Source organism: Photorhabdus aegyptia, assembly GCF_000612035.1.
GTDB lineage: Bacteria > Pseudomonadota > Gammaproteobacteria > Enterobacterales > Enterobacteriaceae > Photorhabdus > Photorhabdus akhurstii.
This window is the reverse complement of sequence record NZ_JFGV01000015.1, coordinates 17,583-31,744: the sequence shown is the minus strand read 5'-3', so window position 1 is coordinate 31,744 and position 14,162 is coordinate 17,583. Positions and strand designations below refer to the sequence as shown.

General features: G+C 40.0%; 14 protein-coding genes. 6 read left to right on the top strand and 8 right to left on the bottom strand.

What is annotated here, in order from left to right; genetic code table 11:
* The first annotated feature begins 52 nt into the window (after positions 1-52).
* A complete protein-coding gene (gene yejK, locus BA1DRAFT_RS06685) occupies positions 53-1,057 on the top strand; it encodes a nucleoid-associated protein YejK (protein WP_036777312.1) in 1,005 nt (334 codons plus the stop codon).
* A gap of 72 nt (positions 1,058-1,129) precedes the next feature.
* On the opposite strand, the gene rplY is transcribed toward yejK, so the two are convergent.
* The gene (rplY, locus tag BA1DRAFT_RS06680; RefSeq protein WP_036777310.1) at positions 1,130-1,414 is read right to left on the bottom strand and encodes a 50S ribosomal protein L25; all 285 of its coding nucleotides are present in this window, start codon (positions 1,412-1,414) and stop codon (positions 1,130-1,132) included.
* Positions 1,415-1,558: 144 nt separating this feature from the next.
* Complete coding sequence (gene radD, locus BA1DRAFT_RS06675; protein WP_036777309.1) at positions 1,559-3,316, bottom strand: DNA repair helicase RadD; 1,758 nt, start codon at positions 3,314-3,316, stop codon at positions 1,559-1,561.
* 315 nt (positions 3,317-3,631) lie between these two features.
* Between radD and rsuA the strand changes: the two genes are divergently transcribed.
* The 3 genes from rsuA (at position 3,632) to BA1DRAFT_RS06660 (ending at position 6,903) form a co-directional block, all read left to right on the top strand.
* Positions 3,632-4,333 (top strand): 16S rRNA pseudouridine(516) synthase RsuA, encoded by a 702-nt coding sequence (gene rsuA / locus BA1DRAFT_RS06670; protein WP_036777307.1) that lies wholly within the window; start codon positions 3,632-3,634, stop codon positions 4,331-4,333.
* A gap of 43 nt (positions 4,334-4,376) precedes the next feature.
* Entirely contained in the window at positions 4,377-5,561 is a 1,185-nt protein-coding gene (locus BA1DRAFT_RS06665) for a Bcr/CflA family multidrug efflux MFS transporter (RefSeq protein WP_036777306.1), read from the top strand.
* Positions 5,562-6,558: 997 nt separating this feature from the next.
* Positions 6,559-6,903: a YejG family protein gene (locus tag BA1DRAFT_RS06660; RefSeq protein ID WP_036777304.1), complete on the top strand. Its 345-nt coding sequence runs from the start codon at positions 6,559-6,561 to the stop codon at positions 6,901-6,903.
* Positions 6,904-7,016: 113 nt separating this feature from the next.
* Here BA1DRAFT_RS06660 and mepS read toward each other — a convergent pair whose 3' ends face one another.
* Positions 7,017-7,607, bottom strand: a complete 591-nt coding sequence (gene mepS / locus BA1DRAFT_RS06655; RefSeq protein WP_036777301.1) for a bifunctional murein DD-endopeptidase/murein LD-carboxypeptidase — start codon at positions 7,605-7,607, stop codon at positions 7,017-7,019.
* A 357-nt stretch (positions 7,608-7,964) separates the two neighbouring features.
* Positions 7,965-8,669, bottom strand: a complete 705-nt coding sequence (locus BA1DRAFT_RS06650) for a phosphatase PAP2 family protein (protein WP_036777299.1) — start codon at positions 8,667-8,669, stop codon at positions 7,965-7,967.
* A gap of 403 nt (positions 8,670-9,072) precedes the next feature.
* On the opposite strand from BA1DRAFT_RS06650, the gene BA1DRAFT_RS06645 reads away from it, so the two are divergent.
* Complete coding sequence (locus BA1DRAFT_RS06645) at positions 9,073-9,417, top strand: hypothetical protein (protein ID WP_235200984.1); 345 nt, start codon at positions 9,073-9,075, stop codon at positions 9,415-9,417.
* A 204-nt stretch (positions 9,418-9,621) separates the two neighbouring features.
* On the opposite strand, the gene yeiP is transcribed toward BA1DRAFT_RS06645, so the two are convergent.
* From yeiP to BA1DRAFT_RS06630, 3 genes are all read right to left on the bottom strand, one after another.
* Positions 9,622-10,194 (bottom strand): elongation factor P-like protein YeiP, encoded by a 573-nt coding sequence (gene yeiP, locus BA1DRAFT_RS06640; RefSeq protein WP_036777297.1) that lies wholly within the window; start codon positions 10,192-10,194, stop codon positions 9,622-9,624.
* A 130-nt stretch (positions 10,195-10,324) separates the two neighbouring features.
* Positions 10,325-11,584 carry a tryptophan permease gene (gene mtr, locus BA1DRAFT_RS06635; protein ID WP_036777296.1) on the bottom strand — a complete coding sequence of 420 codons (1,260 nt, stop codon included), beginning with the start codon at positions 11,582-11,584 and terminating at the stop codon, positions 10,325-10,327.
* 116 nt (positions 11,585-11,700) lie between these two features.
* Positions 11,701-12,120 (bottom strand): nucleotide triphosphate diphosphatase NUDT15, encoded by a 420-nt coding sequence (locus BA1DRAFT_RS06630; protein WP_036777294.1) that lies wholly within the window; start codon positions 12,118-12,120, stop codon positions 11,701-11,703.
* 211 nt (positions 12,121-12,331) lie between these two features.
* Between BA1DRAFT_RS06630 and fruK the strand changes: the two genes are divergently transcribed.
* On the top strand, positions 12,332-13,270 hold the full coding sequence (fruK, locus tag BA1DRAFT_RS06625; protein WP_036777293.1) for a 1-phosphofructokinase: 939 nt from the start codon (positions 12,332-12,334) through the stop codon (positions 13,268-13,270).
* Between the two features lie 19 nt (positions 13,271-13,289).
* On the opposite strand, the gene nfo is transcribed toward fruK, so the two are convergent.
* Positions 13,290-14,132: a deoxyribonuclease IV gene (nfo, locus tag BA1DRAFT_RS06620; RefSeq protein ID WP_036777292.1), complete on the bottom strand. Its 843-nt coding sequence runs from the start codon at positions 14,130-14,132 to the stop codon at positions 13,290-13,292.
* Between the last annotated feature and the right edge of the window lie 30 nt (positions 14,133-14,162).

Genomic DNA, 14,162 nt, shown 5'->3' with positions numbered 1-14,162 from the left:
TTGAATGCGTGTTTCAAAACGCATGAAGTCAGCCGCGAAAGGAGTAGAAAGAATGAGTCTGCAAATAGATCAGATTGCCTTGCATCAATTAATCAAGCGTGATGAACAGACATTAGATGTTGTGTTGCGTGATTCTTTACTCGCCACCGATCAAGTGGTGGAAGATATGATGGCTGAATTACATCGGGTATACAGCGCAAAAAGTAAAGCTTACGGCTTATTTAATGAAGAAAGTGAATTGGCAGAGGCGCTCAGACATCAGCGTAAAGGTGATGAAGATTTTCTTGGGTTCAGTCGTGCAGCAACAGCGCGTCTGAGGGATGAACTGGCGAAATATCCGTTTGCCGAGGGAGGAACGGTCCTGTTTTGTCAGTATCGCTATCTGGCGGTAGAGTATTTATTGATTGCTGTGCTTAATAGCTGTAACAGTATGTCGGTTAACGATAATCTGGATTTAAATACCACGCATTATCTGGATATTCCTCACGCAGATATTGTTGCTCGTATAGATTTGACGGAGTGGGAAACTAATCCTGAATCAAGCCGTTATTTAACATTCTTGAAAGGGCGAGTAGGGCGCAAAGTTTCAGATTTTTTTATGGATTTTCTTGCTGCCAGCGAAGGTATGAATGCTAAGGTTCAGAATAAGGGCCTGTTACAAGCAATTGATGATTATTGTGAGTCTGGTCAGCTTGATAAGAATGAGTGTCAAGCCTATCGCCAGCAAGTATACAGCTATTGTAATGAACAATTGCAAGCGGGAGAGGAAATCGAAGTTAAGGAGTTGTCTCAGGCATTACCCTCGTTTGGAGAACAGAATTTTCAGCAGTTTTCTCAAGAGCAGGGATATGAACTGGAAGAGAGTTTTCCGGCAGATCGCAGTACGCTGCGTCAGCTAACTAAATTTGCTGGCAGTGGTGGCGGATTAACAATCAATTTTGATGCGATGTTGTTTGGTGAGAGAATTTTCTGGGATCCAGCAACGGATACTTTAACCATTAAAGGTACACCACCAAATTTACGTGACCAGTTACAGCGCCGTAGCAGCGGTCATTGAGGCCCAAAAATAAATAACGCCGCAAATGCGGCGTTATTTACTCGGCGTCCCGAAAAGCTCGGCTGTGGCTAATTAAGCACGCAGGAAGTCAATGTGCGCCAGTTTTGGTTTAAACGGATGGCGCTGTACTGCCTGCACTTTAACTTTAGTTTCTTTACCGTCGATAACCAGGGTCAGAACTTCGCTATAAAATTCAGCTTTGTGTTCCATATTGATAACCTGATCGTGATCCAGTTCAATAGAAACTGGCTCTTGGTTGCCACCGTATACGATAGCTGGAAACTTGTTAGCTCTACGCAGGCGGCGGCTCGCACCCTTACCCTGCTCTTTACGTACTTCTGCGTTAATAGTAAACATTGTTTTTTCTCTTTAAGAAGAAAATAAATCCTGCTACAGGCGACCCAGCAGCAGGTTCGAGATTTGGCTTAACGTAGGTTAAGCGGGCGGCATTCTAGCGAAAAATGGCGGTTACAGCAAATGGAATAGGCCAATCTGAATCTATTAGTACAATTCGTCTGCTCGTCGGAAACGTCCTTGGTAATCAAAGATTTTTTCACGAATCTGCCAGAATTGACCTTTTTTACGGGCGACCACAAAATCTGGATGACGTAATAAAGGTTGCTGGTGAACGATATCTGAGGCTGTTTTCCAGTTAAAAGGTATCGCCGGAGCACGCTGATGTTGACGAAGAAATTGGTACTCAAAGAGTCGTCGTTGGGCCGGGGTGGTAAGCCGAAAACGTTCGGAAACATCAGCACCATCTTCATCGTAATAGATGATTTTCAGCCATTCTCCTTTACTGTCAATTTCAGGGATGAGCTGCATACCACCACAACGCAGCACCAGTGCGTCTTTGAGTTTCAATGCGGCTTTCAGCATATCGTCAGGATCAACCAGCACCTCCTGGCAACTATGGCAATGCCGTGCTGCGATATCATTTTCTGCACCGCAATGAGGGCAAAGTTTAAAACGAAAACGGAACTCACATTGACGGCGTTTGCCGCATTGATCCTTTTCCCAACCCTGACAGCGGCGGCCGAAGTGTTCAATAATTTCACCGTCGGAGGTGCATTTTCCCCAAAATATATTGGCGAAGTTACAGATAGGGCAGAATACTTGAACCGGTTGGCTCTGTTTATCCGGTTTATTGCTGCCAACTTCTGGTGTGTAGAGATCGTGAGGATTTCCTGCATAATCGAGAATCAGGCAATCTTTTTTGCCGGGAAATAAACGTAAACCACGACCGATAATTTGCTGATATAAACTGACGGATTCAGTAGGGCGCAGAATAGCTATCAGATCAACATGGGGAGCATCAAATCCAGTTGTTAATACGGCGACGTTAACCATATAGCGTAATTGCTGAGTTTTAAAGGCTTCGATGAACAGATCACGATCAGCGGTTGATGTATCGGCGCTGACTAATGCGGCTTGGCCGGAAGGGAGTAATTGAAAAATCTCTTTGGCATGTTCGACAGTTGCAGCAAAAAGCATAATGCCTTTGCGATCAGCGGAATATTCAATGATTTGTCTGATAATATGAGGCGTGATGCGTTTTTGTCGTTTGATTTCGTGATTTAAATCAGTTTCATTGAAGATGCCTTGCTGACTGGAGCGAACTTGGCTGAAATCGTATTGCATAACTGGCATATCTAGCCGTTTTGGGGGCACCAGAAAACCGTGTTTAATCATATAACGTAGGGGCAATTCATATATGCAATCGCGGAAAAAACAGTTTTCATCACCACGGATCATTCCGTGATAGTGATATTGATATATCCAGCCGATAGCCAGCCTGTAAGGTGTTGCTGTTAAGCCAAGAATACGTAATTGAGGGTTATTTTGCCGAAGGTGATGAATAATTTGCTGATATTGGCTGTTTTCATCATCGCTAATGCGGTGGCATTCATCAATTATCAGTAAAGAGAATTGATTATCAAAATGTTCAAGATTTCGGGCGACAGATTGTACACTACCAAATACCACTTTTCCTGTGCTTTGTTTTTGCTGCAATCCGGCGGAAAAAATGTCTGCGGGTAAACCGTATGCGCAATATTTGCTGTAGTTCTGTGCAACTAATTCTTTTACATGAGCTAATACTAATACTTTCCCACGAGCTAATTTTGCCAGTTCAGCAATAACCAGGCTTTTACCTGCTCCCGTTGGCAATACAATGATCGCAGGCTCATGATGGCGCCGGAAGTGATTAACAGTGGCATCCACGGCTTCTTGCTGATAGGGACGTAAAGTAAAAGTCATGATCGTTCCGTAACAGAAAAATATTCGTAAAAGAGTAACATTTTTCTTATTAATTTGCTGTGGGCGGAAGTCAAGGTAAGATAATTATCTGATTGAGAGAAACTATAACTGGTTATAACAAATAGATAATTGTTGTTTATAGTAAACATAGTTATGATTAGCTTTCAAATCTTTTGGGTTAATTTCACATCTTCTTTTTTGGTGGCACTGTTTGGTGGCACTGTTTGGTGGCATTGTATTGTAGTGCCGAGGTAGTGCCAAAATAGTAGTGGATTACGTTCATGTTTAAATTAATTAATACAGGTGTCTTCATCCATGCGATTGGATAAATTTTTGTCACAACAGCTTGGTATCAGTCGGAATGACGTAGGACGCGAGCTGCGTGCGGGGCGTATCACTGTTGATGATGAGATTATAAAAACCGGAGCTTATAAATTAACTCTAGAGCAACAGGTCATGTTTGATGGTTCGTTATTGGAACAGCAGCAAGGGCCTCGTTATTTTATGCTAAATAAACCACAAGGGTATGTCTGTTCCACTGATGATCCGATAAATCCGACCGTTCTCTATTTTATTGATGAATCGGCAGCGCATAAATTACATACGGCTGGTAGGTTGGATATGGATACCACCGGTCTGGTTTTGCTAACCGATGATGGTCAATGGTCTCATCGCATTACTTCCCCAAAACATCATTGTGAAAAAACATATCTAGTTACACTTGAATGCCCGGTTGCAGCAGAGACGGCAGATAAATTTCTTGCAGGTGTTCAACTTAATGGTGAAAAGACACTGACAAAACCCGCCCAACTGGAAATTCTGGAACCTCAAGTTGTCCGTCTGACAATTAGTGAAGGGCGTTATCATCAGGTAAAACGTATGTTTGCCGCGGTAGGTAATCGGGTAACCGCGCTTCATCGTGAGCGAATCGGCGAAATCATCTTAGATCCTGAATTGGAGCCAGGAGAGTATCGGCCATTGACTAAGCAAGAAATTGCCAGTGTCAATGTTCCTTAGTACTAGTTTTAGTTAATTATTTTAAATTATTGGAGCAATATACGTGCAACAACAACGATCATCCTATTTAGGACTGATTTTAATCCTTGGTCTGCTTTCTATGTTAATGCCTCTTGCCATTGATATGTATTTACCGAGTTTACCGACTGTTGCCGAAGATTTCGGTGTAGATAGCGGGCAGGTTCAGATGACGCTGAGCAGTTATATTCTTGGTTTTGCTATCGGTCAGATGATATATGGTCCAATGGCTGACAGTTTGGGGCGTAAGCCGGTTATTCTGGGTGGGGTTGCTGTATTTGCTCTAGCTTCGGCTGCATGTGCAATGGTTCAGAATATCGATGATTTTATTTATATGCGCTTTTTGCATGGTTTCTCCGCAGCCGCCGCAGGGGTTGTCATTAATGCGCTAATGCGAGATTTGTTCACCAAAGATGAATTCTCGCGCAGCATGTCTTTTGTAATATTGGTAATGACTGTTGCTCCATTAATTGCTCCAATTCTTGGTGGCATGATAATGATTTGGTTCACATGGCATGCTATTTTCTGGAGTATTGCGGTAACTGCTGTTATTACCGTATTCCTCGTTGCTTTCTTTATCAGAGAGACTTTGCCAAGAGAGAAAAGACAAAAATTTCATCTTCGTACAACTGTAAATCAGTTTATTATGTTATTTCGCCAGCGCCGTGTATTTTGCTATATTCTTGCCAGCAGTTTTTCATTTGCGGGAATGTTTTCTTTTCTCAGTGCAGGGCCGTTTGTTTATATTGAGTTAAATGGTGTTTCTCCTCAGCACTTTGGTTATTACTTTGCGCTTAATATTGCATTTATGTTTGTAATGACGACAATAAATAGTCGCTATGTCCGACGTTTTGGTGCGTTGAAGATGATGTATTTTGGTTTGAGTGTGCAGTTTGTGATGGGGATCTGGTTGTTACTGTCTACCACACTCGATTTTGGCTTTATTGCTTTGGTCATCGGTGTTGCAGCTTATATATGTGGTATTTCTATGATTACATCTAATGTCATGGCGGTGGTTTTAGATGATTACCCACATATGGCCGGAACGGTGTCTTCATTTGCGGGTACAATTCGTTATGGTATTAGTGCCTTGGTTGGTGCATTACTTGCCATGTTACCAGCACAAAATGCCTGGCCAATGGTTGGCTCTATGGTTTTATCTGTTATTTTAGCTGTGCTGTTTATTATATATACAAAAAAGAGTCGGTAAATAAAAACAGAAGGCTGTTTTCATGTGCAGCCTTTTCTTTAAAAAGAAAATTATTGTAAGCGAAAAATATTTTTGATGATATTTTACGGTTATAATTTAATGAGAGATTATTGAGGAACCATTTTATTCTAAAATGTATATCTTCTTTCATTGATATATTCTTGATTGATAGTGGTAAGATTTAATATGATTTATTAAATCATATTCTTATGGTGTTTTTTTTATTTTAATATTTACCATTAAATAATTAGGCTGTAATGAGTTTGTGGTATCAGTAGTATTTTCTGTATCACTGGAATTATCATTAAAAACGATAATTTTATTAAAGAGAGTATTTTTCCTGAATATTTCGGTAAATTGAAAATTGGTTGTGCTTAATAGCTATAAATAGTGGTACTGATCTATTTATGGCGAGGTGAAACTATTGTTGTTTCATTGTTTTTTTATTATTGCTGTTGTGTTTTGTTGATTTTTGTATTCCCGTTGGGCTAACAGTCTAACTTTTGACTGTAAGGAAATTCCGAAATGTTCTGCCATGAGAATAAGTTGTTGTTGATGCATTGATAGTAATTATAAGTCTTTGTTGTATTTTTGTTAAATTAACAAATATTAAATGGCGTTATTATTAGGTTGTCTTTAATTATACCTTATAAAACACATTGTTATCTATTTGTTTTTACAGTTCTTATTTGATTTTTATGTTAAAGTGTTGAGTTGAAAAAATAAAATATGTAAATAATCATTAAACATAAAGTTGGGTTTTTGCATAAAAATTAGTTGAGTTTTCTTTAAAAAAAGTATAAATATATGAGAAATGAGAGATTGATCTCACTTTTTCTAAGGTGAAATTTGGAATTAATGTAATACTATAAACACAAATTTAACTTTTCGTTTACCTTTTTTGGGGGTTAGTTATTCGGTTTTGGCGAGTAGAACACCTGAAGATAGCCGCTAACTTTAACTTTTGTATCTATGTTCTTTCAGGTAGGAATGATTCGTGAATAATATTCAGCTTTCGGTAGTACATCGGCTGCCGCAAAGTTACAGGTGGTCACCCGGTTTTGTGGGTATCAAAGTTGAGCCACTTCCGGTTGATGAAGTGAATGCAGAGAGCAGCCTGATGGGGTTGAAGTTACTCAGCCACGAGGACGGGGCTGCGTGGAATGTTATGCAAAAATTGCAGCAATCACTTGCTGATATGCAAATCGGAAGCACTGTGATTGAGTTGGAAGGTCAACCGTGCTTATTTATTAATAGTGAAGATGAAAGTGCGGTTATGTGTCGTTTGAAGACACTTGGCGCTGCCATTGCTGAAAAGATAACTGCGCTTTATCCATTCTGATATAAACGCGAAAAGCGCTTCCTTTGATGGAGGCGCTTTTTTGTGGGCAAGGGAAAAATTTTTAGCCGTTAGGTACTTTTTATCCGTTAGGTACAATCAGCCGTTAGGTACCATCAGCCGTTAGGTACCATGCTATTGCTGATGACTCGACGACCGCCGTAATAACGTTTGCTCCAGTATGTGCTGCTTAAGTTGGAAACGACGACACCATTGCTGGTAGAAGCATGGACGAATTGGTCATTGCCAACATAGATGCCAATATGCCTGGTTCGTGCACCTGTCTTAAATAAGACTAAATCGCCGGGGCGCAATTTTGAGCGGTCGATTTTTTTGCCAATATTTTGTTGTTCAAATGTTGAACGTGGCAGTTCCATACCAAACTGATCGCGGAAAGTACGTTGAACAAAGCCAGAACAATCTATACCGCGTTTAGTATCGCCACCGAGTCGATACGCAACGCCCTTCCAGCCATTGTATTGACTAAGAATTTTAGATTTTATATCCAGATTACGAACAAGCGCTTCGAATTCATCCTGAGACGCTTGAAGTAAGAAGCCGTTCTTACCGTTTACTGCATGCGTATCAGTTTGTGTGTTACGAAACCTTGATGAATCTGGCGAGCTGCACGCGGATAAAGTGATCGCTACGAACAGCGCGGGTATCAGCCGCGTAATGTATCTCAGAGCCGGTTGAGACTTGACCATTATTTTTGTTTTCCCTTGCTATCCTTACCTTAGTTGGTCGCTATTATTGAAAAATATCAAACGCTTCGAAGCCTGGTGTTAGAAAAAACAATGAGTAAACAACGCGCTTGGTGAAAAAACGCGCCTGATGCCACGTTTTATAACGATATTTACAATAAATGTCATTCAGACCGAGAGTACAGAAACAATCAGGAAAAGGCGAGTATTTAATGACATAATTTACAAAAAATTAGATTTCTAAGTAGGAGAGATCAGGAGTGTTGCTAATTTATGTTATTTATGTGGGTTTTATGAGCTATTGGGAAGGTTAAATATCTTCCCAATATTATTCGGTAAAAAGAGTTTAAGGGAAAGATCTTAAATTGTGCGACCAATTTGTGGCAGATTCTTATCCAGCCAGTTAATCATGATGTCACTTAATGGTGTTAATAGTAGCCAACTTGTTCCGATTAGCACCAGTGATAAAGAGCCGACGGCAATATCAGTGAACCAATGCGCTCCTGCCATGATACGAGGTAATGCAAAGATTACCATGATCAATAATGCGATACAGAATGCTCTACCTGAGATATAGCGAAGGATAAAGCAGCTAAAAATCAGAAGCATTAATCCGTGATCGCCTGGAAAGCTATCGCCTGATGCATCTTTTGTTGCCAGATTGGTCATTTCGCTAATACGATTGATATGATCAAAGGTTAATGTTGGACTTGGGCGGATAACTGGGAGTAGATGACCGATTTGGTTAAGTATAACTGCGCTTATTATCATGACCAGACCAATCATGAATAATCTGCGTTTGCCATCGTAATTCTGTTTACGAAAAGCGTTGTAATATAGTAATCCCATACATAAAAGCGAAATGGCATCGAAAGCCCTGATATTCACAAATGCTACAAATTCTGTGAATACTGAACCTGGGATTAATTTCTCATTAAAGAAGTGGAAGATTGCAGAGTCGATTTTGAACCAAAAACCGTGCTGTTCTGGTAAATACCAAGAGAGAAACAGAGTAATCCCCAACAGGTTCAATATAAATATGGTAAATGAGTGACTGCGTGTCATGGGAGACCTATTTGTTAAAAATAAAATAAGTGGTAACTAAACTTACAATTATGTTGGTTAATATAACAAATATTGAGTAATAATGTCACAATTCTTAATCATAAGTTAATTTGTTGTTTTTTTATCTACCTTGTGCTTTTTCCTTCATTTTTTATTTACTTTGGTAACTATATCTGTTCAATTCTGCGGGTTTTTATTGAATGATGTTGTGGTGTTTAAGGTTGTAAATTCTTAATTTATTGATAATTATCTCTGATAATTCTAATTTTGGAGGATATAAATATCTTAATCAGCTTTAATCGCTAAAAATCATAAATAAACAACGAAAATAGCCGTTACCAATACATAGACTCATAAATTTTTCCGATTTCTAGGTTGATTTCATTTTTGGAAATCGCAGCGAATGATGCTGTTTTATGGTGAGGGCTTTATGTCTATGTTCCGGGTTATGATGGGTTGCTTTTTTCTGATGATTCCTGGTTTTGTCAATAGCGGATCAGAAACAACATCAAATACAGGGGTTATTCGCTTTTCAGGTGCGATCGTTGAATCACCGTGTCGTTTTGATTGGCGTGATAACTGGGCTGACACCACTTGTTGGCGAAAGGGACATAAAATTACCCAACGACGAAAGCTCGATTTGCAAAATGATATTTATTTTTATTTACCACACCAAATGGGGGTAACAGAGATTAAATGGATAAAAGGAAAAGATAAAATCGGTGTTGTTACAATTTTCTATAATTGATGTTAAGAAAAATTTTAGAAGAGGAGTAAGGATTTTATTTGTCATTGCTAAAATGAATGAGTGACAAATTTATGTTGTATTTTATTTGAGAATTTAAATTATCTCTAAATGCTAAAGGGAAAGTAGGTGACTGATTTAATTAATGGAATAGCTAAAGTGAGTTACCCTGTTTTATACCGGGCAACTCAGAATTAGATAATATTGTTAATCGCAACGTCCCATATAGCGACGTTCTGCAATATGAATACGGATTTTTTCCCCGCTACTGATATATTCAGGTACTTGCACGGTGAGTCCGGTGCTCATTTTGGCAGGTTTTGTCCGTGCACTGGCTGAAGCGCCTTTAATTCCAGGGGCTGTTTCTTCGATAACCATATCGACTGTCTGTGGTAGTTCAAGGGCAATGACTTGTCCTTCTATTGTCAGAACTTGCATGCCCGGCAGGCCACCTTCGGGAATAAATAATAACTCTTCTTCGATTTGTTCCTTTTTAAAGTGATAAGGTGTGAAATCTTCATCATCCATGAAAACATATTCATCACCATCAATATAGGAAAAGTTAACGCTACGGCGAGTCAGGCTGATCGTATCAAGGATATCATCGCCTTTGAAACGTTCTTCCACTTTCTGACCGGTGCGGATATCAGTAAAGCGCATTTTATATAATGTGCTAGCTCCCCGGGCGCTTGGTGCTTGAATATCAATGTCTTTGACTAGCAGTAATTTACCATTATAACTGACGGCACTACCGCGTTTAATTTCGTTGGCTTTAGCCATATGTAACCTTCCATAAAACTGCAAGAGAATAATCGGCGACAAAATTACTCGCAGTCAGGGCATTAGGCAAGTAGGGATTAAAAAACCCCGCTGTTTTTTTACATTGGGGTTGTAGTAAGAATGTTTTATATCAACGATACACAGGTAATAAATCAATGGAGGACAAAATATGAGCTATAGCATTTATCAGACCAAACAGGATGACAAACCCAATAAGGAATTTTCCTCCTGGCGCTCGGTAGCTGGCTTCTGGGAAGCGTTGGCGACTTGCCCGAGCCATAAGTGCTGGAATAATGACAGCCCAGATAGTTGCAGCGAATCCAGCGAAACCAATAGCATATAGAAAACCATTGGGGAACAGTAAAGCTAGTGCTGTTGGTGGAATAAATGTCACTAATGCAGATTTTAACCGGCCGGTGTTATTATCTTTAAAATCAAAGAAGTCAGCTATGTAATCAAATAGCCCTAAAGAGACACCAAGAAATGAACTTGCTAATGCCATATAAGAAAAGGCATTTAGAAGCTGGTGAACGGTTTCGCTGTTTGTTGTATTATCCATGTGCTTTAATAAAGCATCGATATTCCCTCCATCAGCAATAATCTGTTTGAATACTTCGCGGGGAATATTTCCCTGAATGACATATTGCCACAAGATGTAAATAGCTAATGCGATTAACGTACCGAATAACAGGCTGCGAATAACAGCTTTGCTATCTTTATGATAATATTTTACTAAACTTGGAATGTTACCGTGATATCCGAATGAAACCAGTAAATAGGGCAGAGCGGCTAAAGCATAAGGCATATAACTTGTTGATGTGTCGTTTGATATAGCATCCGTCTGATTAAACAGGATGACATATTTAACTTCGGTAAACATACCGCCAGCGGACATAAAAAAAGTAATCACCATACCGCCGATCAAAATTGTGCTCAGACGATCCACAGCTTGAGTCGATAACCAGACAATAAGTGCAACGATAAAGGCGAAAATAAGGCCAGCATTTGCCTGTGATATCGGAATAATATTTTTAAAGTTGTGGACAATAATTGAGCCGCCCGCTGAAATATAGGCATAGGTCAATATATAAAGCACGAATGCAATAGAGATACCATTGATGGCATTCCATCCTTTACCGAGTAAATCTTTAGTCATGGTATGGAAGCTGGCGCCTGATGGATAGTTCAGGTTGGTTTCTAGTATCATCAAGCCGGAAAAATACATACACGCCCATGTGTAAACCAGCAAAATAATTGAGCCAGTAAACCAGACTCCAGAAGTTACCACAGGAGTAGAGAACATTCCTGCACCGACAGCAGTTCCGGCAATGATCATTGCACCTCCCAGTATGGGAGGGCGTTTTAAACTCTGGGTTGTCTCAATGGACATATTTAACTCCTGCTGGTATATTGTTTCTTTGTACTAGCTTAAAGATACATTTTTGTCTATAGAGTGTAAATAGATGTCATAAAGGATTATTTGAAATTGAACTAACATAAGTTAGTTCATTCGGTCAGATAAAATTTATTTTCTTGCCACATTTTTATTGCATTCCGACTGGCTTCAAAATGAGGTTCAGGAAGATTATCAGGATTGCACCACATAAGTTGTTCACATTTTTCTGGTTCCATCAATTTCGGTTCATCTCCTGCATGTTTTGCCAGTAAACACACCGAAATAGTGTGTTTTCCTTCCTGTTGATAAGTTTGAAGGTTATTGCAAATACCGTAGACTTTTGGTGACTGAATCGTCAAGCCTGTTTCTTCTGCAATTTCACGGATTGCACATTGCTCAAAAGTTTCTCCGGCATCAACATGACCACCAAAGATTGACCAGTATGGCGCATGTTTACTGCTGCGTTTTCCTAGTAATACTTGTCCATGTTCATTTACAATAACAACGCCAACACCCACAATGACAGACATTTGGTTTATTCCTTCATCTAAATTTCAACAAATTTGCATCTCATATTGAGAAAAACTCAATGCTATTCTTATCCGTAAATCAGTTTAAGGCAACGATCAATAAAGTACGGAATTTAACTGAAACGATTCAATTTTAGTGATATAAAGTGATATAAATAGAACTGAAAATTCGTAGTAATGATGATTATCTACTTAGGAGACATTGGGCAAAATGAGTCGTAGAGTTGCCACTATCACCCTAAACCCTGCTTATGATTTAGTGGGGTTATGCCCGGAGATCGTCAAGGGGGCGATCAATCGAGTGCAAACCGCCGGACTACATGCTGCGGGAAAAGGCAATAATGTTGCTAAAGTTTTGCGCGACTTAGGTATTGATGTCACGGTGAGTGGTTTTTTGGGTAAGGAAAATCAGGAAGGATTTCAACAATTCTTCAATGAAAATGGTATGGTTAATCGTTTTCATTTAGTACCGGGCAGAACACGGATTAATGTCAAATTGACAGAAGGAAGCGGTGAAGTGACAGATTTTAACTTCTCTGGTTTTTATGTCGGTGAAGCTGAATGGTCAGGATTTGTTAATGATTCGCTTTCATGGCTTGGGCAGTTTGATATGGTGGTTGTGAGTGGAAGCTTACCTGCTGGTGTCTCTGCTGAATCGTTTACCGACTGGATGACCTGCCTGCGTCAGCTTTGCCCTTGTATTATTTTCGATAGCAGCCGTGAAGCATTGGTCGCAGGATTAAAAGCATCCCCTTGGCTAGTGAAGCCGAATCGCCATGAGCTTGAAGTATGGGCAGGGCGCCTGTTACCTGAGTTATCCGATATCATCATGGCTGCGCATCAACTCAGGGATCAAGGAATCGCTCATGTTGTTATATCCTTGGGTGAGCAGGGGGCATTATGGGTTAATGCTTCTGGAGCATGGTTGGCAAAACCACCACATTGTAAAATCGTCAGCACTGTTGGGGCTGGTGACTCAATGGTTGGTGGTTTGGTTTATGGTTTGCTGATGCGAGAATCCAGTGAACATACTTTGCGATTGGCGACGGCTGTATCTGCGCTTGCCGTTAGCCAGCCTAATGTAGGTATCAGTAATCGCCCCGAATTAGCGGCCATGATGGCTAACGTTGAACTGATACCCGTTGAATGATGCTTTAATTAAAGAATAATTAATGTTGTTGTAACTTCAGCCAGGCAATTTCTTGCGGCCAAATATCTGGGTTTATCGTTTCAAGGATGAGAGGAATACCATCAAAACGAGCATCTTTCATAATATAACTGAAAGGTGTTTTGCCAATATTTCCTTCTCCAAGGCTATGATGTCGGTCAACACGGCTGGCGAATTCACTTTTGGCATCATTTAAATGCATTCCGCATAGATATTGAAAACCAACAACTTTTTCAAACTGTTGAAAAGTTTGTTTACAAACATCATCCGTACGTAAATCATAGCCAGCAGCAAAGGCGTGACAGGTATCAATACAGACACCCACTCGGCTTTTATCTTCAACTCCATCAATAATTGCCGCCAGATGTTCAAATTTGAAACCTAGATTAGTGCCTTGACCTGCCGTATTTTCGATAACAGCAGTGACTCCCTGGGTTTTATTGAGAGCAATGTTGATAGATTCTGCAATACGTGCGAGGCATTTATCCACATCTATTTTATTGAGATGGCTGCCAGGATGAAAATTTAATAGATCGATCCCTAATTGTTCGCAACGTTGCATCTCATCAATAAAAGCTAGCCGGGATTTTTCCAGAGCTTCACTTTCTGGATGGCCGAGATTAATCAGATAACTGTCGTGAGGGAGAATTTGCCGACGGCCATATCCATAACGTTCACAATTTTCTTTAAATTTATCGATAACATCAGCGGCTAAAGGTGGAGCATTCCACTGGCGCTGATTTTTTGTAAATAGGGCAAAGGCGGTAGCTTTTAATTCATGTGCCCGGATAACCGCTTGATCAACTCCGCCGGCAGCGCTGACATGTGCTCCAACAAATTTCATATTTTTCTCCTTCCTACTTTACGTCATTAT